This is a genomic window from Pseudalkalibacillus sp. Hm43, from assembly GCF_051842935.1.
Lineage (GTDB): Bacteria > Bacillota > Bacilli > Bacillales > Fictibacillaceae > Pseudalkalibacillus.
This window is the reverse complement of sequence record NZ_JBPXRR010000001.1, coordinates 2,368,292-2,391,671: the sequence shown is the minus strand read 5'-3', so window position 1 is coordinate 2,391,671 and position 23,380 is coordinate 2,368,292. Positions and strand designations below refer to the sequence as shown.

Genomic DNA, 23,380 nt, shown 5'->3' with positions numbered 1-23,380 from the left:
AAAGAATTAATTAAGTAGATTTCAAGATAAGGAGGATTCGTAGTCAATTAGCATCAGTGCCCGAGGAGAAAAAGACATTCTCGATTGATAAAAAGGAGGAACAAGTATGTATGTAACGATTGGTAAGATGTTTAATCAAACCGTACAAAAGTTTCCGACAAAAGAAGCACTAGTGGATGCAGGAACGAATCAACGTTGGACCTATCAACAATGGAATGAAAAAGTGAATCAGCTTTCAAATGCATTAATGGAGTCAGGGGTACGAAAAGGAGACCGAGTTTCTACTTATTTATTTAACAACATGGAATTCGCTACGACATTTTTTGCTTGCGCTAAAATTGGTGCAGTATTAAACCCCATCAATTTTAGATTAAAGGCTCAGGAAGTCGCTTATATTTTAGAGGATGCTAAGCCTACGGTATTTCTTTTTGAAGCAATGTTAGAACCTCATGTAGCTGCAATTCAAGAAAAATTCGAAGGTACTTCTTTCTGGTGTATCAGTGAAAAGTGTCCTGCTTATGCCATTGATTATCATGAGCGAGTCAACGCATGTTCAGACAAAGAACCGAACGTTGAGGTAGATGAAAACGACTTATACGCAATCATGTATACGAGTGGCACAACTGGTCGACCAAAAGGTGTGATGCATCGTCATAGGAACATGGTGGAACAGAGCTTGGCATGTATCGCCATGATCGACATATCAGAACACGATCGCGGTTTGGTCGGTGCGCCTATGTTCCATTGTGCAGAGCTTCATTGTTGCTTCTTACCACGAGTTCATATTGGGGCGACAAATGTAATCATTCATCACTTTGATCCTCAACAAGTGTTGGAAGTTGTGGATCGAGAGAAGATCACCGTATTCTTCGGAGCTCCGACGATGTGGAATATGATGTTGCAGCAGGACCTTTCTTCATATGATAGGAGTACCTTGAAGTATGGATTATATGGTGCAGCACCGATGGCACCAGCACTCGTTAGAGCGTGCAAAGAAAAATTAGGTGTCGATCTCATCCAAGCGTATGGCATGACGGAAATGGGACCAGCGATCACTTTCCTTTCTAAGGATGAACAGTTGACGAAAGCTGGATCGGCAGGAAAAGCATTCTTGAATCATGAAGTACGGGTCGTCCGACCGAATGAACATGGTCCATCTGAACCTGAAAATGTTCTACCTCCAGGTGAAATTGGCGAAATCATTGTTCAAGGACCAAGTATGATGGTCGGTTATTATAATCGCGAAGATGCAACAAAAGCAGCTATGCACAAAGGTTGGTATCATACAGGTGATCTTGGATACATGGACGAAGAGGGTTACCTCTATGTCTCTGATCGTGTCGATGACATGATCATATCCGGAGGAGAGAATGTGTACCCTCGGGAAGTAGAAGATTTGCTTTATGAACATGAAGGTGTGCTTGATGTAGCCGTGCTTGGAACACCTGATGAAAAGTGGGGAGAAAGAGTAACCGCCATCATTGTGAAAAAAGATGAAAGTCTGAACGAAGACAAATTAGAAGAATTCTGCAAATCCAGTACAGCTTTGGCGGATTATAAACGTCCTCGCCAGTATATTTTCGTAAAAGATCTACCAAGAAACGCGAGCGGAAAAATCCAGAAGTTTTTACTTAAGAACCAATTTAAGCGTGACCGCGAAACACAAACGCCGTAAGAGATAGGAAAGAGGGGTTCATGTGACAGCTAGATACTTGCAAGAGGAGCATCACATTTTTCGAGAGGCTTTTCGTAAGTTTCTTCAGAAAGAAGCTTACCCGTTCTATGACCAATGGGAAGAAGATCGGGTGATCCCCCGGTCATTTTGGGAAAAGATGGGGGAGAATGGCTTTCTATGCCCTTGGGTTGATGAAAAATATGGAGGATTGAACGCCGACTTCGCATACTCTGTCGTACTCCTTGAAGAAATGGAACGAGTCGGGTCAAGCTTGGTAGGAATCGGACTCCATAACGATATCGTGACGCCCTACATTGAAGAATATGGTTCAGAAGAACAAAAACAACGCTGGCTGCCAAAGTGCATCAGTGGGGAATTTATTACTGCTATCGCAATGACTGAACCTTCCGCAGGGTCCGATCTAGCAGGCATTCGGATGACAGCTGTCAAGGAAGGGGACCATTACGTTTTAAATGGAGAAAAAACATTCATTACGAATGGTATTCACGCTGATCTCGTTGTTGTCGTCTGTAAAACCGATCCGAAAGCAACTCCTCCTCACAAAGGCATCAGTCTGATTGTAGTGGATCGGGATACACCAGGTTTTTCACGTGGCAAGAAGCTGAATAAAGTAGGACTTCATAGCCAGGATACAGCAGAACTGATCTTTGAGGATGCGAAAGTCCCAGTTGAAAACATTCTAGGCGAAGAAGGAAAAGGTTTTTATTACTTGATGCAACAACTTCAGCAGGAACGGCTTATTGTTGCAATTGAAGCAGTCACGGCAGCAGAGGTCATGCTGAAACAAACGATTCAATATGTGAAAAGTCGCGATGCTTTTGGGAAAAAAATCAGTGATTTTCAAACCGTTCAATTCAGATTAGCTGAAATGGCCACAGAGGTGGAAATCGGAAGAACGTTCTTAGATGATCTGATTGAAAAACATATTAATAAAGAGAACGTGGTAAAAAAAGTATCGATGGCGAAATATTGGACTACAGAAATGGCTCGTAAAGTTGCGACTGAGTGTATGCAACTACATGGCGGATACGGCTATATGGAAGAATATGAGATTGCAAGGCGTTATAGAGACATACCGGTAGCGTCCATTTATGCTGGTACGAATGAGATTATGAAGACGATTATCGTAAAGGAACTAGGTTTGTAGAGCCTGTAGGGCTGGTCTATACATGACGAATGGATCAGCCCCCATTCTTTTTATCATATACATAGATTCATAAAGGAGACTGTGATTCATGAACAAAATTGGAGTCATCGGCGCTGGTTTGATGGGAAACGGAATTGCCCAAGCCATGGCGATGAAAGGCAAACAAGTGATATTACAGGATATAAATGAAGAAGCCTTGGCAAAGGCTCAATCGAAAATAGAAAAAAGCTTAAGTCGACTTGAAAAAGCAGGGCATATCCAACGAGATGATGTTACAAACACGTTGTCCAACATCACAACTACTTTAGTTATTGAACAAGCATGCAAGGACCGTGATCTGATTATTGAAGCTGTGCCGGAAAATCTACAGTTGAAAAAAACGATTTTCGAACAATTGGACCGTTTTGCTTCACCTGATGCAATTCTTGCTACGAATACGTCAGAGCTCAGTGTCACCTCAATCGCTTCTGCAACGAATCGGCCTGACAGAGTCATTGGAATGCATTGGTTCAACCCTGCTCCGATCATGAAGCTTATAGAAATCGTCAAAGGAATCGATACGTCTGATGAGACGATCAAGGCGGTGGAAAACGTTTCAAGTGAAGTAGGTAAAGAGACGGTTTTAGTGAAAGATGCACAAGGATTTGTCACCACGCGTGCATTATCTGCTCATATGTTGGAGTGTATGCGGATCTATGAGGAAGGTGTTGCTTCATTAGAGGACGTAGATAAAGCGGTCCGTCTTGGACTGAACTATCCGATGGGACCTCTACAGCTTGCAGACTATGTCGGACTAGATACGATGCTGTTTGCCAGTGAAGGATTGGTTGAAGCGTTTGGAGACCGGTTCCGCCCGCCTCAAATCTTAAGGAAGCTTGTCGAGGCTGGCCATCATGGAGTGAAGACTGGAAAAGGCTTTTATACGTATGAATAATTGAAAAGACATCGGGAGGGAATCGGAATGAATCGAGAAGTCGTCATTGTAGAAGCTGTAAGGACAGCAATTGGAAAACGAAAGGGTGTGTTCCGAAACACCCATCCGGTACATTTAGCTGGAAAAGTGTTGGATGAGGTCACGAATAGGGCCAACGTTGAGAAATCTTTGATTGAAGATATCGTAATGGGTTGCGTCACACCACACTCAGAACAGGGATTCAACATTGGTCGTCTAGCTGCGCTCGATTCTGGTTTTCCTGTAGAGGTCCCTTCTGTGCAAATTAACCGTATGTGCGGATCAGGACAGCAAGCTTTACACTTCGCTGCCCAAGAAATTTTGGCAGGAGATATGGATATCACTATTGCGGCTGGTGTAGAAAACATGACGATGGTGCCGATTTTGAGTGATGGTAATGAGAATACGATCCCGACCTCATTAAAGGAAAAATACAACTTCGTCCATCAAGGTGTATCCGCCGAACTGATTGCAGACCAATATGGTTTATCAAGAGAAGACCTTGATCAATATGCATATGAGAGCCATCAGCGTGCCTTGAAAGCTCAAGCAGAAAGTAGATTTAAGCGTGAAATCGTTCCGATGATGGGTGTTGATCCAGAAGGGAATTCGCTTGAGATAACCGATGATGAAGGTCCGAGGAAAGATACTTCGCTGGAAGCATTGGCGAACTTAAAGCCTGTGTTCAAGCCTGATGGGGTCATTACTGCGGGGAATGCGAGTCAAATGAGTGACGGAGCGGCAGCCGTATTACTGATGAGTTCAGGAAAGGCAGCATCATTGGGAATGAAACCACGAGCAAGAATCGTAGCAAGAGCTGTCGTTGGCTCTGATCCGACAATGATGCTCGATGGTGTGATTCCTGCGACTAGAAAAGTGTTGGACAAAGTAGGTATGTCGATTCAAGATATCGATCTTGTGGAAATCAATGAAGCCTTTGCACCGGTTGTGCTCTCCTGGAATAAAGCAATCGGATATACACTTGATCAAGTCAATGTGAATGGAGGTGCCATCGCATTGGGGCATCCACTTGGAGCGACTGGGACAAAGTTGTTGACGACCTTATTGCACGAACTGGAGCGTACAGGTGGCAAGTATGGACTACTCACTATTTGCATTGGACATGGAATGGCAACTGCCACGATTATTGAACGATTATAGAAGGAGGAGTTTTATGAATATTGCTATGGAACCCGTTCGTATGACTGTAAAAGATGACATCGTCCACCTGGAATTGAATCGACCTGAGCGGCTGAACGCTATGAATGTAGAAATGGTAGAGAGCATCATTGAACGCTTGGAGGAAATCGCTGAAAGTGACCAAAAAGTCGTGATCATTTCTGGAGCAGGTGCAGGTTTTTCATCAGGTGGAGACATCCAATCGATGAGTGCAGGTATTTCTGACCCATTATTCATGGAAATCATGGGGAAAGTTAAAGAAATGATCCTCAAAGTGTACACGTTACCAAAAGTGGTCATTTCAGCCGTACAAGGACCTGCCGCAGGTCTCGGTTTCAGCCTTGCACTAGCATCTGATTATATTGTTGCATCTCCCCAAGCGAGTTTTGGATTGAACTTTATTAAAGTAGGTCTTGTTCCTGATGGAGGATGCCACTTTTTATTGAAGAAAAGAATCGGATATCAAAAGGCAAAACACGCGATATGGAACGGAAAAACATTCAGTGCTAATGAGGCGAATGATCTAGGAATTGTCGATCATCTTGTGGATGAAGCCCCTTTGGAGGCTGCTGATGACCTTGCAGCTACGATTATACAACAGCCTCATCAAGCTCAAATCGAATCCAAGCTCATTCTGAACGCAACGGAAGTCTTAGAATTAACCAAAATATTAGATTTGGAAAGTGAAGCTCAAGGGAAAATGCGGAAAACAGTGGAACATCAACAACGGATCCAGGCCTTTCTGAATCGGATGAAGTAACACTGTCAAACAGCCAGGGAAACCACCGGTCAGGTGGTTTCCTGATTTTTTTCATTATTCTAAAATAATTGGAAGTTTATCTCAATTTGAAATGTGGAAAAGGATATTGAGCATACATACACCGCATTACCAGGAATCCCCAATGACAACCTGTTTAGTGATGTAATACAATAAAGGACGGTATGCTTAATACTACTTATTGAGGTGAATTATTGTGTCGTGGTTAGAAACGATAGTCGGATGGGGAAATAACCTCTTATGGACTTATGTGTTAATTGCACTTCTATTGATTTTAGGTGTTTATTTCACAATCCGAACCAATTTCGTACAATTTCGAATGCTAAAGGATATGGTCGTGCTTCTTGGAGAAGGAGCGACTGTGTCGAAAGACAAAAAAAGGCGTGGGGTTTCATCCTTCCAGGCGTTTAGTATCAGTACCGCTTCTCGTGTGGGAACAGGAAACCTTGCAGGGGTAGCACTAGCGATTTCACTAGGTGGACCCGGAGCGGTCTTTTGGATGTGGATCATTGCTTTGATTGGTGCTGCTACCGCATTTGTTGAAAGTACGCTTGCACAGATTTACAAAGTCAAAGATGATTTCGGTTTCCGTGGTGGACCTGCCTACTATATGGAAAAGGGTCTGAACAAGCGTTGGATGGGTATCTTGTTCTCAATCTTGATTACATTCACATTTGGACTTGTTTTCAACGCAGTACAAGCTAATACGATCTCACTAGCTTTCGAACAATCATTTGGATTGAATCGTTTCTTCTTTGCCATTGTTCTAAGTGCAATCGTCGCAGTTATTATCTTCGGTGGAATTAGACGAATCGCTAGAGTGGCAGAAACGATTGTTCCATTCATGGCTGTTATTTATCTATTGATTGCATTATATATCCTAGTTGTGAACATCACTGAGCTTCCATCTGTCATTGCATTGATTGTAAAAAGTGCATTCGGTCTGGAAGAAGCCGTCGGTGGAGGAATTGGTGCTGCATTGATGAATGGTATCAAACGTGGATTGTTCTCCAACGAAGCTGGTATGGGTAGTGCGCCGAACGCTGCTGCTACGGCCAACGTATCCCACCCAGCGAAACAAGGACTGATCCAGACATTGAGTGTATTTACGGATACGATTCTGATCTGTTCAGCTACTGCATTCATGATTATTCTCTCGGGTGTATATACAGGGTCAGAGGATGGAATTCAGTTGACGCAACAAGCGATGAATTCACATCTAGGAGATTGGGCTGGCGTTACAATCGCTGTCTTCATCTTCCTCTTTGCATTCAGTTCAGTTGTTGGAAACTACTATTATGGAGAGTCGAATATCGGCTTCATGCGGTCTGGTAATAAGAGCTGGATGTTCATCTATCGTCTAGCGGTAATCGGAATGGTCTTCTTCGGTTCTGTTGCCAAAATTGCGATCGTATGGAGTCTGGCTGACTTGTTCATGGCATTGATGGCTCTCGTCAACTTGATTGCCATCTTCATGCTTGGTAAGATTGCCTTCGCCACATTGAAAGATTATCTTGCACAGAAACGTGAAGGTAAAGATCCATTGTTTGATCCTCGAACGATTGGTCTTCACAATACAGAAGTGTGGGACGAAGAAAGAGAATACAGACAGAAAGCTTCTAACGAATAGTTTTCACTTTTAATTGAAAAAGCTGGTCTTTCATGGCCAGCTTTTTTTTATGAAAAATTTAGTCGAATGTGATTTACACCCTATCAAATCCGGGTATTGCATATACGTAATGAACGGGGAGGCTGGTCAAATGAATGCACAAATTGAAAGAATAAACAACTACATACAAACCTTTAACGTGAAGCAAGACTATGTAGAGTGTCATCACATCAGTCGCGAAATGTTGCTAGACGGTGATGACCGCTCCATCGCGAAGGCTCTTGCTACTTTGTCTGCATTGATGGAACAAGCCCAAAAGAAAAAATGGGCAGGGTATAAGAAGCTGCATAAAAAATTTTTGGAACAGTTGGATGAGATAGAACGTTTTCCATTTGATGAAGAGGATTTGAGGTTGCAATTACAACTAGTAGATGAGCAAGTCGAGAACGAACCGCAAGATTCAATTATTCCGATCCAATTACGAAAGTAAGGACATCCTATACCGCTTCATGTCAAAAAGTGGTATGCTAAATGCCATATGACAGACGAAAGAAGGAACTCATATGGCAGTTGAAACAATGAAAGCTTCTACTCAAAAACCAGCAACGACCATGTATTCAATTCTATTTGCAATCAGTTTCGTCCATCTACTGAATGATTCGATGCAAGCTGTCATCCCTGCTATATTCCCCATATTGGAGCGCTCAATGGGACTGAGTTTTACACAGTTAGGCTGGATTGCATTTACGTTGAACATTACGTCATCGGTCATGCAGCCTATTGTTGGTTGGTATACAGACCGCTCGACGTCTCCATATCTCTTACCATTTGGTATGCTGGCAAGTTTACTAGGAATGTTAGGTATTGCCTATGCGGCATCTTTTCCTTATATCATCCTTTCCGTCATCGGAATTGGACTCGGTTCAGCTGTCTTCCATCCAGAAGGATCACGTGTTGCTTATATGGCGGCTGGAAACAGGAGAGGACTCGCTCAATCCATCTATCAAGTCGGCGGTAATACAGGATCATCACTAGCACCGATTATGACAGCGCTCGTATTCGTACCGTTAGGACAATTCGGAGCGATATGGTTCACTTCCTTTGCAGCGATTGCCATCTTTGTTTTACTTTATGTATCTGGTTGGTACAGCAAGCAGCTCATTCATTTTCCAAGAGTAGGAAAAGTAAAATCGAAAGCGAAAAAGAGTATTGCCATCAAGCGGAAAAAGCAAGTGATCTTCGCTCTGATCGTTTTGATTTTTCTCGTGTTTGCCCGCTCATGGTATTTTTCCGGCATCGGAAACTACTATCAGTTTTACTTGATTGATGACTATGGACTGACGATCCGCCAGGCACAGATTTACTTGTTCATCTTTATGGCTGCTGGTGTGATTGGTACTTTCTTTGGAGGGCCGTTAGCCGACAGGCTAGGCAAGCGAAATATGATCTTCTGGTCTTTAGCAGGGACAGCACCACTTGCATTGGTGCTTCCTCACGTTGGATTATGGGTCGTCATTCCCTTATTCTTCCTGATCGGGTTCATCTTGAATACGAGCTTTGCGGTAACCGTCGTCTATGCTCAAGAACTCTTACCCGGTAGGATCGGAATGGTCTCCGGACTCATTGTCGGATTAGCATTTGGATTAGGTGCACTCGGGTCCGTACTGCTTGGAAAAATGGCAGACGTAACAAGCATCTCGTTTACGATGTTTGCCGTCAGCTTCCTACCGCTACTAGGCTTATTGACCATTTTACTTCCGAAGGACACTACATTAGATCAATGGGCAAAGGAATCTTGATAAGGATAGGATGAAAGAGCTTGGAAAGAAATCCAAGCTCTTTTTTCTTTATATTGGGGTGCAAATGTCGCTGAAGATGTGATGAGGGTAGATAGAGAACTTAAAAAGGCTGCCCCAAGCTTTTAGGGCAGCCTTCCGTTACTTTATTATTGAGCGATGAACATTTGTGTCCAGTAGTGTCCGTAGTTCCCTCCCTTAGCATATCCTACGCCAATTTCTTTGTAGCTGCCGGACAGGATGTTTTTACGATGACCTTCACTGTTCATCCACGCATTCACGACTTCTTCAGCTGTGCGCTGACCAGCCGCAATGTTTTCCCCAGCTGTCCGATAGTCGATTCCGAAATCTCGAATCATCTTAAACGGACTTCCGTAAGTCGGGGACGTATGACTGAAGTAATTGTTTTCAATCATATCTTTTGATTTATACCGGGCAACTCTTGAAAGCTCCCAATTCTCTTTCAGTGGTTGTAGTCCGTGTTTCGCACGTTCTTCGTTCACCAGCTGAACGACTTGCTTTTCGATAGACCGAACGCCACTGTTATCAGGGATGTTCAATTTTTGCCCAGGATAAATGCGATCTGGATTTTCGACTTGTGGATTGGCATTGATGATTTCAGACGTTCCAATCTGATAATAGGATGCAATTTTCCACATCGTATCTCCAGATTTAACTGTATGTGTAGAAGCAGCAGATGCTTCATTATGAATACCCGTGACTAGAGTGACAGTCAACAATAGTGTGAGTAGTTTTGTAAGTGTTTTCATACTAAAAGTATTACATAGTCCTATGAAACTATGAAACCGGTAATTGTTTCCTATGTCTTGGAAAAGAATATTTTACCAAAAATGAATGAATACTAAAATGAAGTTAATCCATCCTTTTTACTTAGTCCAAGATTCATACAGACTCAACCAAATGTACGATTTATCATCAAATTGCTCCTTTTGAGTCAAAATTTTCTGACACAAGTGATATAATGCGGTCGATTTCAACAAATGATGAGAGGAGAAAAGTCATGCTTAACAAGAAACTAATTGGATTTCTGACCGCATTGATGCTCGTGTCACCATTATGGTCTACGCACTCTGTCTCAGCCGAGGAAACGCCTTACTACGGAAAAGAATACTCACAACCGGATCAAGTTTTAGAGCTGTATCCTACTCCGGAAGTTGAATTTGATACGCCTGCTTTCAAAAAGGAAGGGGAAGCGTTCACCACCCAAGAAGAAATGCTCGAATTCATCCGGGAGCTAGATGAGAACAGTGATGCATTAAAGGTGAAAAACATCGGGAAATCACTGGAGGGAAGAGATATTCCTGCCCTATTTTACATGAAAGAGGATGGCTACAATCATCGTAAACCGACTGTATGGCTTCAAGGACAAATCCATGGTAATGAACCAGCAGCTGGAGAAGGTGTCCTTGTTATGGCGAAAAAACTGACGGAAGGTTTCGGCGATGAAGTACTCGATCATGTGAATGTCATCATCGTCCCAAGAATCAATCCTGATGGTTCTTATGCTTTTGAGCGTAGAATGGCGAATGACCTGGATGGGAACCGGGATCATGTGAAATTTGATTTACCGGAAATCAAGGCTGTCCATGACCTGTATAACCGTTATAGTCCTGAAGTGACAATCGATGCGCATGAATATAGCGTCGGGAATGAAGTGTTCAGCGATTTAGGAGAAGAAGGCTACTTGAAATACCATGATTTGCTCATATTGTCAGGTAAGAATTTGAACATACCTAAGAAGATCCGAGATACATCAGACTCCTTATTTGTTAAGAATACGCAAGAACAACTGACAAAAACCGGTTTCTCAAACAGCCATTATTATGTAACAGGGCGTGATGGTGATAAAGTCGTCATTAAAGAAGGTGGAACGGATGCAAGAATCGGAAGAAATGCTTATGCATTGACGCCATCATTCTCCTTCTTGGTTGAAACACGGGGGATCGGGATTGGTAGAGAGAATTTCAATCGTCGTGTTGCAGCGCAAGTTGAAACCCATTCAGAACTGATTCGTACGACTGCGGAAAATGCATGGGATATCAAAAAGCTCGTTTGGACAGAGAGAGCAAACCTTGTGAAAAAGGGACTCAAGATAAACGATGATGACCCGATCGTCATTGAAGATGAACGTGTTGAAGTTCCGAACCAGACGCTTGAAGTCGTTGACATAAAAGAAGGGAACGTTAAAGAAATTCCGGTCCAATACTTCAGTTCTTCAGATGCGAAAGCCACTCTGACGAGGGAACGACCGACAGCTTACTTGCTTCCTCCAAACCAGCGGGAAGTGGTGGAGAAATTGAAACATAGCGGTGTAAAGGTGTTCCATTTACCTCGTGATGTACGTTTACCTGTCGAATCGTTTACAGTAACAGAAAAAGAAGATGGAGGAACCTATGAAGGACATAAGTTGACGAACGTAAGGACTGAAGTGACGGACAAGGAAGTTGAATTTGAAAGAGGCACCTATATTGTATTGACTGCCCAGCCTTCAGCGAACCTGGCATCGGTTGCTTTAGAACCAGAATCAAATGACAGCTATGTAACATTTAACTTCATTGATTCTGAGGTTGGAGATGAGCTTCCGATCTACCGTTTCGTCAGAGGTATCGATTCTCGGAAACAGATTCAATCCATCATGGATTCAGGAAAATAAACAACATGCATGCGCAGCTCTCAAAAGGGCTGCGCTTTTTTATAGTACAATGATAGAAGCCCTGATATAAAAGTGAGACGATGCTTATGAACATAAATAGACCAATTGTATATGTGCTGCTATTTGGAGTACTGCTCCTTACGAGCTGTGCCCCAGATAAGTCCGATTCTCTTCATGACAAAGCGATGTGGGCATGGCATCCTAGTAAAGAAATCCATACGGAGGAAGCTCGTCTTGAATTAGTCAATTTTGCAATCAGGAAAGGAATCGACGCGATATATCTATACGTAGGTGAAAGCGAAGACTCTACCTATTTGACCCGCAATCCAGATCATTACCGATCATTCATTAGACTTGCCCATGAGAAGAAAATAGATGTCTATGCGTTGGATGGTGAACCCACATGGAGTTATGAGCAAAATGAACCTATCAAACGGATTGAACAAATCCTTGACTACAACGCAGACTCCACTCCTGAGGAACGATTTGATGGCATCCAATTCGATATCGAACCGTATCTCCTGGACGAATGGGATACAGGGGATGCAGAGCGAATGATCCAGCAATACTTGGATGGATTAAAGACTTATGTAACAAAAGTACATACATATGAAAAAGATAGACAATTCCCCTTCATGATCGCCATACCGTTCTGGTTTGATAGTGAGAAATATTACACCACATATGATGGAGAAGATAAAGCGTTATCCGACCATGTCATGGATATCGTGAACTATGTGGTCATCATGGCGTATCGAGACCGAGCGGAGGGAAAAGATTCAATCCTTTCTCACACTGAAAATGAAATGTCTTATGCAGCAGGCAATGGAACAAAACTGATTATAGGCGTTGAAACGAAGGGTGTCGAGCCTGAAAAGGTGACCTTCCACGAGGAAGGGGAGGCGTATATGGAGAAACAACTTCAGTTGGTAGAGAAGCAATACGATAATGAACAGGCTTATGGAGGAGTCGCTATCCACCACTACCACAGTTATAAAAAAATGAAGCCTTGAGTGTTAAACTCAGGCTTCTTATTCTGGTAAGTCAGAAATAGCAGTCTGGATATTGGCGAAGGCTTTCATGTTAAGTAGATTATTGTGTTCTTTACCGAGATTATAAGCCATATCCGGACTGATGCCAGACAAGACAAGTTCAACTCCGAGAAGCTGCAGCCAATCTTTCAAATGGGACAAGTGATTCGAGATTTGACCATCGAAGGAGGCTAATCCGGAGAGATCGACAATGAGGAAATCCACGTCGTCTAAAGCCTTGTCTTTCGATAGGACGGAAATCAGGACATCAAATCGAGTATCGGTCAAAACCCCAATCAACGGGATGACGGATACTGCATTTTTTACAGGGACGAGGGGAGTGGACAACAACTCCACTTCCTTCAAAGCTTCAGTCAATTTCCTTTGGTATTGGACTTCATTCGTGATTTCTTTTTGTACCCCGACGAAATAATATTTCTGCTCATCCTCGATATAGACAGGATCGATCGTAAGCTGATTGATGAATTCCTCACCATTTTTCCGATAATTGACCAGATTCACTGAGACGGATTGATATTCTTCAATCGACTTTCGAATTCGTAGTACATGATCTGATTCAGTATTTTCCCCTTGAAGGAATCGGCAGTTTCGTCCGAGAACTTCCCATGGTTCGTAACCCGTTGTGTATTTGAAACCTTGGTTGACATAGATGATTGGATTGTCGTCCTGTTCAGGATCGGTAATCACTATTCCAGTCTTTGAGGAGTCTAATGCTTTATTTAGTAGTTCAATATTATCGAATCGTCTATTGCCCCAATCAATCATTTGGAAAAACTCCTAACCGAATCATTTTGCTAGTTTAACCTTACCACACCTATTTAGAAAAACAAAAAATTAACTTATCGTAGAAGGAAAGGTAGAATGGAGGTGAATAGATGATGCAAAGGTGGGCTTCAAAAATGAAAGGAAATTTTCCTAGTTTAGAAACAGAGAGATTGAAATTAAGGGAAGTTACAAACGGGGATGCAAATGACCTCTACCTCTATTTATCCGATCCGGAGGTTATGAAACATATGGGATTGCAGCCTTATGAATCAGCGGAAAGTGTACAAGATGAAATCGATTGGTATGCATCCATCTATGGAAAAGGTACAGGAATTAGATGGGGGATTACGATAAAAGGTGATGATCGGGTCATCGGAAGTTGCGGGTTCCTCAACTATCAATCTAAACATCACAGAGCGGAAGTCGGTTTCGAATTACATAAAGCCCAGTGGGGAAAAGGCATTGCAGCTGAAGCGCTGCAGGCAGTATTGAAATATGGGTTTGAACAGTTCGAGCTGGAAAGAATAGAGGCATTGATCGAGCCGGCAAATACCCCTTCACAAAGATTAGTAGAAAATCAAGGATTTCTTCGCGAGGGGTTGTTAAGGCATTATGAATACACATGTGGTAAATTTGATGATCTTTATATGTATTCCATTTTACGAAGTGACTTTGAATGATTACACCCAGCCAACCCTCTTTCGCCATTCGTCGATTTCACGTGTTCGTTCTTTGTAAGTGGTCGGCATTGTTACGTTTTGTTCTTTTAATTCTATTCGGATTCTTTCCACTTCAACCTCGAGCGGAGGGAGTCCGACCTTTTCCCGCAAGGTGTTGACATTCTCTTCGCTCTCCAATTTCCAGGGACTCATATCACCATGCTCATCCCAATCGAGTTGTGTACCAAACCGTTGAGGCTTCCTTTCAAAAAACCGGATCCGGTCTAATAAATGAGCATATTGATAGGGCTGTATTTCATCCTTCTTCATTTCTACCTCTAAAAGTGGCAAGGAATCTCTCTGAAGGTCAGGCAAACTGATGGCATGCTGAAGGATGAGCCAAGCGGCTTCTGCGCCATCAATACCGACTTTTGATTGATTTGGCCAGCCGATTTGTTCTATGATTTGATGTAATCTGTTGCCATTAAGGATATGACATTCCTCCATTTCTGGATGATATCCATCATATAATGTTCCTTCTTTTAATAAACCCTCCCTCAATTCCAGGTCAGAATGCTTCAAATGTATCAATTCTTTTGCAATTTCAGGATACAAACACACCGGTACCACCGTCCTTTTCACCCATTTTAGCATGTGAAGGGGAATTGTTGGCGCGATGTTTGGCTAATTGAGCGACAGTGCTTAGAGATTATAGATCAGTTTCAGGAATTATAGATCAGATTCAGGAATTATAGATCAGTTTCAGAAAATATAGCCCAAATTCAGAAATTATAGCTCAAATCAGACCTATATCAAAAAAAGGGCGACACCCTAGTCAGCCCCCATCTATACTCTAATCACTGCACCATCAATTCGTTTGTATCCTCGTAACTTTGAGATCTCCTCTACGAGTTGAAGCATTGCCTTGTCTTTCAACTTGGCTTCTATCATGATATCTGCGTCTTTTCCGTATTTGACCAAACTTTTGATAAAAGGAAGAGCGAAATCCAGATCGACATATTCGGCATGTGCTCTATACTCTTTTTCAGACTTAGGAGAGGATAGATGGAACTTCGGTGGATAGTCATTGTGATCCCACGTTGCGTAAATTTCTGGCAGCAACGCTTCTAATTCATCTTCCTCCCATGGATTAGCCCAGAAATGATGATAATCGAATACGAAACACAACGAATGAGCACGGCAAACATCGAGTGTTTCTCTCGATGTGTAAGTTTTATCATCGTTCTCAAGCGTGACCTGTGTTTTGACTTTCGGATCCAACTGCTCAATATTCTGATGAAATCGTTCGAGGGCAGTTTCCTTGTCTCCGTATACGCCACCGACATGGATGTTCATGTTGGCTTGTTTATGTACCCCCATCATCTTAAGCATTTCATAATGATATTCCATGTCCTTTACTGCATTGCCGGTGACCCGATCATTTGGACTTGTGAAAACCGTATATTGATTAGGATGAAAACTGACACGCAATCCATACTGATGAATTAAATCGCCGATTTCCTTGAATTTGTCCCGAAATGGAGTGATATAATCCCACAAAACCTCTGGATGGGTTGCCAAAGGTACAATAGAAGAGGACAGCCGATACACATGGATGCCTTGAGCGATGTTATAGTAAATCGCGCGCTTCGTATTTTCAATGTTTTGTGCAGTCACTCTTTTCAGCTTATCTTCTCGTTCATCTTTCGAAAGCTTTTTCCAATTCGTAAAGGTAAGTGTGTGTGCAGGAGTAGATTCCCACAAATGAAGCGCAGTCGATACATACCCAAACCGAAGGATCATATATAAAACTCCTTACACAATCAAGATAACGTTATTATTTGCTTCTTCCCTCTCTATATGTGAACGAAAACAGAAATCAATAGAGATTGTCATTTCGTAAAAAGTTTTTATTGTTTCTTTTTCCGGTATTTGATAGAATACAAACAATTAAAATTTCAGGCCACACTTCATGATGAAGTGATGGTAGAGGCGCGGAAACCAATAGTACGTTGCATGAAGAGGTTGAGCTCTTATGAGTGCAATGGAAAGGGGAATTCGCCGAAGCTGGTTCGTGGACTCAACTTTCATCCAGCTGGATCTGCATTGAAGAAATGCAGGGCTGTCATACGACACATCTCCCTGATGTCGTATGGAGGACTATCTCACGCAAGGGAATAAGTGTGGCAGACGTTGAGGATTGACTCTCAAGTCTGACGATTTATTTCAATTCGACCATAACTCCGATCGAGAGGAAAGTGGTTCATTGGAATGTCCGTCACACTTTGATTTGAGTCAATCCTTTTAATTTTTGGCTGTTTCGCAAAACTTTGTTGCTCTTGAAAGCATTTGATTTAGTTGAAGAAACCATCAACCGTATACCCTTGCGTATATAAATTTTTATCAGTGAAAGGAATGGAAGCATGGCACTCATCGTACAGAAATATGGAGGTACCTCCGTTGGGTCCGTTGAAAGAATTCAGAATGTAGCAGAACGCGTCATAGAAACGTATCAGCAAGGGAATGAAGTCGTCGTCGTTGTTTCAGCAATGGGGAAGAGCACAGACCATCTGATTGAACTCGCAAACAACATTTCGGACAGTCCTTCAAAAAGGGAGCTTGATTTACTGGTGTCTACAGGAGAACAAATATCGATGTCCCTACTCGCGATGGCGATTCAGCAACGAGGCTATGATGCTGTGTCACTTACGGGTTGGCAAGCAGGAATCAAAACGGAAGCGGTTCATGGGAATGCCCGTATCATGGATATTGATCCAAAACGGATCAATGGAGAATTAGCTACCGGAAAAATTGTCATTGTCGCTGGATTTCAGGGGATAACAGAGAATGAGGAAATTGCAACGCTAGGTAGAGGTGGTTCCGATACGACAGCGGTCGCGTTGGCGGCTTCATTAAAAGCTGAAAAATGTGAAATATACACAGATGTGACAGGTGTCTTCACGACAGATCCTAGAGTTGTAAAGGGTGCTCGAAAACTCGAAGCGATCTCCTACGATGAAATGCTGGAGTTAGCGAATCTTGGAGCAGGGGTATTGCATCCAAGGTCTGTAGAATTCGCGAAAAACTACGACGTGCCTTTAGAAGTACGATCAAGTATAGATAAAGAAACGGGTACAAGGATAGAGGAGGAAGTAGAAATGGAAGGGAACTTGATGGTAAGAGGGATTGCGTTCGAGGACAACGTGACGAAGGTGACAGTACATGGGTTGCCAGATGGAATGGCGACCTTATCCACACTATTTACGACGTTATCCAATCATCATATCAACGTCGATATCATCATCCAGAATACGAACGGTAATCAATCAACGGATATCTCTTTCTCCGTCGATTCAGTGGCGTTACAAGAGACACTTGAGGTATTAAGTCAGCATCAGAGTCAGTTGAATTTCGAACAAGTATCATATGAAGGGGACCTTGCCAAAGTTTCAATCGTAGGATCTGGTATGATTTCAAACCCTGGAGTTGCGGCAAAAATGTTCGATGTACTCGCAAGAGATCAAATCAAAGTAAAAATGGTCAGCACGTCAGAAATCAAAGTCTCTACGATCGTCGATAGTTCATCGATGATTACTGCGATTGAATGTTTACATGATGCGTTTGAATTGGAAGCACGTAAACCGGTTAGTACCGTTTAACAATTACGTGTTAGAGAAGCCGTCGAAAGAGACGGCTTTTCTTTATGACTTTTTTTGGTGGTATACTTGAATCGTCTACTGAAAAAAGATGAAGGGATGCACGTTTCATGGTGAGAGTATTAATTGCAGACGATGATCCAAACATTCTGGAATTGATTTCATTATATATTGGAAATGAAGGGTACCAGGTCGTGAAAGCGAAGGATGGACAAGATGCGATAGAACAACTGGAAAGTGAACGGATTGATTTGGCGATTATTGATCTTATGATGCCAAAAGTGGATGGTTACGAGTTATGCGAGGAAATCAGACAATACTACAAGATTCCAGTCTTGATGGTCACTGCGAAGGGTGAAACAAAAGATAAAGTGAAAGGGTTCCAATTAGGAACCGACGATTATGTGGTCAAACCTTTCGATCCGTTGGAAATCGTCATGCGAGTGAAAGCTTTATTAAGAAGGTATCAGGTTGAGGCTTCCAATGAGCTGAAAACAAGGAATGTAACGATGAACACCTCAAAAAAAGAAATCCAGGTAGATGGCGAAAGGTTGACTATGCCCCTAAAAGAATTTGAGTTGTTGTATACATTGGCCAGCTATCCAGAACAAATTTTCACAAGAAACCAATTGATTGAACGCATATGGGGACTGGACTATGAGGGTGATGATCGGACAATCGACGTACATATCAAGCGGATCCGAGACAAGTTATCCAAGTCTAATGCAGCCATCTCAATTAAGACAGTCAGAGGATTAGGGTATAAGATTGAGGTATTCAAATGATGAAAACTCTTTATGTGCAAATAGTCCTCACGTTTTTAGGCGCTATTCTTGTCAGTTTGATCATCACATTTCTTATTTCAGGTCGAATTCACATGTATCAGGTAGGGGACAGGCTTGAAACTCGTATGGAGGAAGTCGGAAAAGACATCATCGAATTGTATAAAGAAACTCCAGAGATGGATGAAACGTTGTACTTTGATTCCATGTCATCGGTCAGCTTTGACTTATTGTTGATGAAAGAACAATCTGACATACCTTTGTACGGTAAAAGCTTAGATCCATGGGGCTTACAAGATGATGAGCTTCAAAAAGTTATAGCAGGTGGGGTTTATAGAGGTCATGACCTGCCACCGAGAAAAGTGGTGGGGCTTCCTTTTCAAAAAGGCGAGGAATCCTATGCCTTATTTTTAAGACCGAATTTCAAATTTTTCTTTCAGGACTTCGAAAAGCTTATGTTGATCCTGTTCAGCACGATACTTGTCATAGGAAGTGTCATTTTCCTGATTTCGACTAGATGGATCATCAGTCCAATCAAAGAAATGACTCAGTCAACAAAAGAGCTGGCTCAAGGCAATTTCAATGTATTCATTAAGAACAAAAGGAAAGACGAGCTCGGAAACCTTACCAAAAGCTTCAACCAAATGACGAGGGGGCTAGGTGAATTGGATGAGATGAGACATCAGTTCGTTACGAACGTTTCCCATGAAATCCAAACACCATTGACCTCCATACAGGGATTTGCAAAAGCTTTGAAAGATGGCGTTGTGAAGGATGCTCGTCAACAAAAGGAGTATCTGTCCATCATCGAGCAAGAGAGTAAGCGATTGTCGGATTTAAGTCAAAATCTATTAAAGCTTGCCCGATTGGACACGGATCAGGATCCAATCCAACCGGTCCCTTATCAGTTAGATGAACAGTTGAGAAGGGTGATCACCTTCCTCGAACCTCAATGGACCGCCAAAGAGAACGACATACAATTAGATGTAAAACCATTGGAGATTGAAGGAGACAAAGATCAACTGGAGCAAGTTTGGATTAACTTGTTGACGAATGCGATCCGTTACAATCCTTTCGGTGGCGTCATAAAGGTTACGGCTAAAGCATCTATTGATCATGTGGTGATCGCAATTAGAGACCAGGGGGAAGGGATCCCTGAAGAAGAACAACATCGTATTTTTGATCGATTTTATAAAGTCGATCCGTCCCGCTCGAAGGAAAACGGCGGGAATGGGTTAGGACTGTCGATCGCTCAGAAAATCACCCAATTGCATGGCGGGAAAATTGAAGTAGAAAGCGATGTTGGAGTGGGGACTACTTTTTACGTCACCCTTCCACTTAATGCTCGCTAGAAAAGATGGAGGATCCTCCATCTTTTTTTCATGTGTTCATATTCAGTTCATATTTCATGAGTATCCTCAAACTAGATCATTGAAAGGAGTCATGACAAATATGAGTTGGATGACAAAGTTTAGCTTGAAGAACATGGTTGCCATCTTGATCCTGACAGTTCTCGTGGTGGTCAGTGGAATTGTAGCAACCAATCAAATAAAAGTGGAGACGTTTCCGGATGTAACTTTCCCAGTTATGACCGTACAGACCGTCTATCCGAATGCTTCTACTGAAGAAGTGGAAGAGAGTGTGACGAAACCGATTGAAGATGTGTTATTGAACATGGAGGGATACGAGTCTATATCAAGTACGTCCAGAGAGAATCTGTCGTTGATCACCATCATGTACCCGTTCGGTGAAGATATCGATGAACTTCAATCGGAAGTTCAGAATAAAATCAATGGATTGACATTACCGGATGATGCTGAAGCGAATGTCCTCGCGGTCTCTTCCAGTTCAATTCCGATCTATCAGGCTGCTATATCGGATGCAGACCTGGGTGCGCTTCAAGAAGATGTCGAGTCCACGATTGTAACTCATCTAGAGAACCTGGAGGGTGTCTCTAGCGTTCAAGTCACTGGTAAGACGGACACGAAGGTTTTTGTGGAAGTAGATGAAGAGAAAGCCTCTTCGTATGGATTGACCTTGTCTGATATAAAGGAATCCATTCAACAGGCAGAATATAAGCTTCCGTTCGGAACGCTCTATGAGTCAGGAACATCCATACCAGTCGAGCTTAAAGGAAGTATCGAGAGTATTGAGTCGATCGAAGAAATTGAGATTCCTGTTCAGATACCAAACAAGAATGGTCAAGGAGCAGATTCAAACAGACAACCACCATCACAAGGTCAAACTGCTCCCTCGGAGAATCAACCTACTCAAACTCAGACAAAAATAACTTTATCCGAAATAGCCGATGTCACACAGGACACCGATCGTTCTGAAATCTCCCGCTTTAACGGGGAAGATAGTATTTTGTTGGAGGTCACCAAAACCCAGGATGCAAACACGGCTGAGGTAGCGGAAGCTGTCCAATCCTATCTGGAAGAGAAGACAGAAGATAAAGGATATGAACTCTATACCATCATGGACCAGGGAGAAGAGGTCAATAAATCCATATCTGCTTTATTGAAAGAAGGCGGGTTCGGCGCGTTATTCACCGTTCTGGTGATTCTGCTATTCTTACGTAATATTCGCGCTACGATCATTGCCATTGTTTCCTTGCCTCTTTCCATACTTGGTTCGATTGCGTTACTTGAGCAATTTGGTTACACACTTAACATCATGACATTAGGCGGTATGGCGGTTGCGGTTGGTCGTATTGTCGATGACAGTATCGTCGTCATTGAAAACATATACCGATGGAAGCAACTGCATCCGGAAATGGATCAGAAAGAGCTGATTTATAAAGCGACGAAGGAAGTGTTAGGTCCGGTTGCATCTTCAACTGTCGCCACATTGATTGTGTTCTTGCCACTTGGATTTGTAAGTGGGATCCTTGGCGAGTTTTTCCGTCCGTTCAGTTTATCCGTCATTTTTTCTGTAACGATTTCATTAATTGTGGCGATTGCGCTTATCCCTGTTCTAGGGAAATATTTTTTCAAAAACGTAAGCCATAAATCCAAGAAGGGCAAGCTCATTGGTCGATACGAAAAATTCTTACGAGGTGCATTGAATCGTAAATGGATTGTATTTACTCTATCGATCGTTCTATTAGTAGGCTCGTTCTCAATCGTACCTGCATTAGGTGTCTCTTTCCTTCCTTCAGAAGGAAGTGATTCGTTCGAAGTCGAGGTCACATTACCAGAAGATACGACACTGGAAGAGTCCAACGTACTTGCTCAACAAATTGAAGAGCTCCTTGCAAAAGAAAAAGCGATTGATTATAGTCAAGTGTCGATCGGTTTCTCCAGTCAACAACAAATGCCGGGTATGACGGCTACGACTACGGACAATGTGACGCGCTTCTTCATCAAACTGAAGGAAGATGCTTCAATAGATGAACTCATGCCTCAGTATGAGAAGGAAATATTAGAAGTTGCGCAAAATGAGTACGCATCAACCACTGTAAAAGCCATGGAAATCCAACAAGAGGGACCACCAACTGGAAATACGATTGATGTGAACTTGTACAGTAACGATTTGGATCAGCTATCGGAAGCCTCCACTCAGGTAGCCAATCTATTGGAGCAAGATGATCGGTTGAAGAATGTGAAGAATGATTTGAAAGATACACAAACGAAGTATCAACTTCAGTTGACGGAAATGGGAGAGGAGTTGAATGTAAGCCCATATCAATTGATGCAACCGGTCCAGGAGAGGTTGAACAACGTCAATGGTGGAACGATTAAAATCAACGACGAAGAATGGGATATGGAACTTACATTTGATGAAACCTTTGATTCTAAAGAGGACCTGGAACAATTCACCGTACAAACCATAGATGGTCCGAAGTCTTTGAGTGAAGTTGCGGATATTGAAGAGCTGCAGGTGCCGTCTTCAATCAAGCATCAAGAAGGAGAAACTGCCACCACCGTTTCAGCTACGATCAAAGGAAATGATACGACGGAAATCGCCCGTTTGGTGGAAAACGATCTTCAGTCGTTAAGTCTTCCTGAAGATGTTGAACTAGAGGTAACGGGCGGTATGGAGATGATTTCGGAAGGATTCGCTGATCTTGGATTAGCGATGGGAGCAGCAGTCGGATTGGTATTCCTTGTCTTAAGTATCACTTTTGGTGGAATCCTCACGCCACTTGTCATCTTATCTTCCTTGATTTTCATCCCGATTGGATCCTTGGCCGGATTACTCATATCAGGTCAAACGTTATCCATGAGTGCCATGATCGGAATGTTGATGTTGATCGGTATTGTCGTAACGAATGCCGTCGTTCTCTTGGATCGTGTTGAGACGAACCGGAAAGAAGGCATTGGATTGACAGAGTCGATTATAGAGGCTTCATCGACCCGTTTACGTCCGATTCTGATGACAGCTCTTGCGACAATCTTTGCATTGGTACCTTTAGCTCTATCCAATTCAGCGTCAGGACTAATTTCGAAAGGATTGGCGATAACCGTCATCGGGGGACTAACAACCTCGACGTTACTCACGCTCGTTTTTGTCCCAGTATTGTATAATGCCATCGGCAGATATCGTAAATTGGACTAATTGTAAAAACCGGCTTCTCTTTGTTGAAGCCGGTTTTACGATGTAAAGAATGAAGACGGGCCTACCAGCTGTTTT

19 protein-coding genes and 1 riboswitch are annotated in these 23,380 nt (G+C 42.6%); of the genes, 15 read left to right on the top strand and 4 right to left on the bottom strand.

The window, feature by feature from the left end:
• The first annotated feature begins 106 nt into the window (after nt 1-106).
• The 8 genes from ACSVDE_RS12615 to ACSVDE_RS12580 all read left to right on the top strand — a co-directional run bounded on the left by ACSVDE_RS12615 (nt 107) and on the right by ACSVDE_RS12580 (nt 9,160).
• Nucleotides 107-1,675 (top strand): fatty acid--CoA ligase, encoded by a 1,569-nt coding sequence (locus tag ACSVDE_RS12615; protein ID WP_439301238.1) that lies wholly within the window; start codon nt 107-109, stop codon nt 1,673-1,675.
• Nucleotides 1,676-1,697: 22 nt separating this feature from the next.
• Nucleotides 1,698-2,843: an acyl-CoA dehydrogenase family protein gene (locus ACSVDE_RS12610; RefSeq protein WP_439301237.1), complete on the top strand. Its 1,146-nt coding sequence runs from the start codon at nt 1,698-1,700 to the stop codon at nt 2,841-2,843.
• An 88-nt stretch (nt 2,844-2,931) separates the two neighbouring features.
• On the top strand, nt 2,932-3,777 hold the full coding sequence (locus ACSVDE_RS12605; protein ID WP_439301236.1) for a 3-hydroxyacyl-CoA dehydrogenase family protein: 846 nt from the start codon (nt 2,932-2,934) through the stop codon (nt 3,775-3,777).
• 27 nt (nt 3,778-3,804) lie between these two features.
• Nucleotides 3,805-4,956: a thiolase family protein gene (locus tag ACSVDE_RS12600; protein WP_439301235.1), complete on the top strand. Its 1,152-nt coding sequence runs from the start codon at nt 3,805-3,807 to the stop codon at nt 4,954-4,956.
• Nucleotides 4,957-4,969: 13 nt separating this feature from the next.
• Complete coding sequence (locus ACSVDE_RS12595) at nt 4,970-5,734, top strand: enoyl-CoA hydratase-related protein (RefSeq protein ID WP_439301234.1); 765 nt, start codon at nt 4,970-4,972, stop codon at nt 5,732-5,734.
• Between the two features lie 214 nt (nt 5,735-5,948).
• Nucleotides 5,949-7,382 carry an alanine/glycine:cation symporter family protein gene (locus tag ACSVDE_RS12590; protein WP_439301233.1) on the top strand — a complete coding sequence of 478 codons (1,434 nt, stop codon included), beginning with the start codon at nt 5,949-5,951 and terminating at the stop codon, nt 7,380-7,382.
• A gap of 130 nt (nt 7,383-7,512) precedes the next feature.
• Nucleotides 7,513-7,851: a hypothetical protein gene (locus ACSVDE_RS12585; protein ID WP_439301232.1), complete on the top strand. Its 339-nt coding sequence runs from the start codon at nt 7,513-7,515 to the stop codon at nt 7,849-7,851.
• Nucleotides 7,852-7,939: 88 nt separating this feature from the next.
• Nucleotides 7,940-9,160, top strand: coding sequence for an MFS transporter (locus tag ACSVDE_RS12580; RefSeq protein WP_439301992.1), 1,221 nt, complete (start codon nt 7,940-7,942; stop codon nt 9,158-9,160).
• Between the two features lie 146 nt (nt 9,161-9,306).
• Here the strand turns inward: ACSVDE_RS12580 and safA are convergent, their stop codons facing one another.
• On the bottom strand, nt 9,307-9,927 hold the full coding sequence (safA, locus tag ACSVDE_RS12575) for a SafA/ExsA family spore coat assembly protein (protein WP_439301231.1): 621 nt from the start codon (nt 9,925-9,927) through the stop codon (nt 9,307-9,309).
• A gap of 251 nt (nt 9,928-10,178) precedes the next feature.
• Between safA and ACSVDE_RS12570 the strand changes: the two genes are divergently transcribed.
• Both ACSVDE_RS12570 and ACSVDE_RS12565 read left to right on the top strand, forming a co-directional pair.
• Nucleotides 10,179-11,831 (top strand): M14 family metallopeptidase, encoded by a 1,653-nt coding sequence (locus ACSVDE_RS12570; RefSeq protein ID WP_439301230.1) that lies wholly within the window; start codon nt 10,179-10,181, stop codon nt 11,829-11,831.
• An 86-nt stretch (nt 11,832-11,917) separates the two neighbouring features.
• Nucleotides 11,918-12,844 (top strand): hypothetical protein, encoded by a 927-nt coding sequence (locus ACSVDE_RS12565; protein WP_439301229.1) that lies wholly within the window; start codon nt 11,918-11,920, stop codon nt 12,842-12,844.
• Between the two features lie 18 nt (nt 12,845-12,862).
• On the opposite strand, the gene ACSVDE_RS12560 is transcribed toward ACSVDE_RS12565, so the two are convergent.
• A complete protein-coding gene (locus ACSVDE_RS12560; RefSeq protein WP_439301228.1) occupies nt 12,863-13,648 on the bottom strand; it encodes a PAS domain-containing protein in 786 nt (261 codons plus the stop codon).
• Between the two features lie 134 nt (nt 13,649-13,782).
• Here ACSVDE_RS12560 and ACSVDE_RS12555 point away from each other — a divergent pair, with 134 nt between their 5' ends.
• On the top strand, nt 13,783-14,328 hold the full coding sequence (locus tag ACSVDE_RS12555) for a GNAT family N-acetyltransferase (RefSeq protein ID WP_439301991.1): 546 nt from the start codon (nt 13,783-13,785) through the stop codon (nt 14,326-14,328).
• Here the strand turns inward: ACSVDE_RS12555 and ACSVDE_RS12550 are convergent, their stop codons facing one another.
• A complete protein-coding gene (locus tag ACSVDE_RS12550; RefSeq protein WP_439301227.1) occupies nt 14,329-14,937 on the bottom strand; it encodes a DUF6624 domain-containing protein in 609 nt (202 codons plus the stop codon).
• Between the two features lie 216 nt (nt 14,938-15,153).
• Complete coding sequence (gene uvsE / locus ACSVDE_RS12545; RefSeq protein ID WP_439301226.1) at nt 15,154-16,110, bottom strand: UV DNA damage repair endonuclease UvsE; 957 nt, start codon at nt 16,108-16,110, stop codon at nt 15,154-15,156.
• Nucleotides 16,111-16,286: 176 nt separating this feature from the next.
• Nucleotides 16,287-16,478: riboswitch (Lysine riboswitch) on the top strand.
• 252 nt (nt 16,479-16,730) lie between these two features.
• Here uvsE and ACSVDE_RS12540 point away from each other — a divergent pair.
• The 4 genes from ACSVDE_RS12540 to ACSVDE_RS12525 all read left to right on the top strand — a co-directional run bounded on the left by ACSVDE_RS12540 (nt 16,731) and on the right by ACSVDE_RS12525 (nt 23,305).
• Complete coding sequence (locus ACSVDE_RS12540; protein WP_439301225.1) at nt 16,731-17,966, top strand: aspartate kinase; 1,236 nt, start codon at nt 16,731-16,733, stop codon at nt 17,964-17,966.
• 107 nt (nt 17,967-18,073) lie between these two features.
• Nucleotides 18,074-18,748, top strand: coding sequence for a response regulator transcription factor (locus ACSVDE_RS12535; RefSeq protein WP_439301224.1), 675 nt, complete (start codon nt 18,074-18,076; stop codon nt 18,746-18,748).
• Nucleotides 18,745-20,097, top strand: a complete 1,353-nt coding sequence (locus tag ACSVDE_RS12530; RefSeq protein ID WP_439301223.1) for a HAMP domain-containing sensor histidine kinase — start codon at nt 18,745-18,747, stop codon at nt 20,095-20,097. The genes ACSVDE_RS12535 and ACSVDE_RS12530 overlap by 4 nt, the downstream gene beginning before the upstream one ends.
• A gap of 100 nt (nt 20,098-20,197) precedes the next feature.
• The gene (locus tag ACSVDE_RS12525) at nt 20,198-23,305 is read left to right on the top strand and encodes an efflux RND transporter permease subunit (protein ID WP_439301222.1); all 3,108 of its coding nucleotides are present in this window, start codon (nt 20,198-20,200) and stop codon (nt 23,303-23,305) included.
• Nucleotides 23,306-23,380 lie beyond the last annotated feature (75 nt).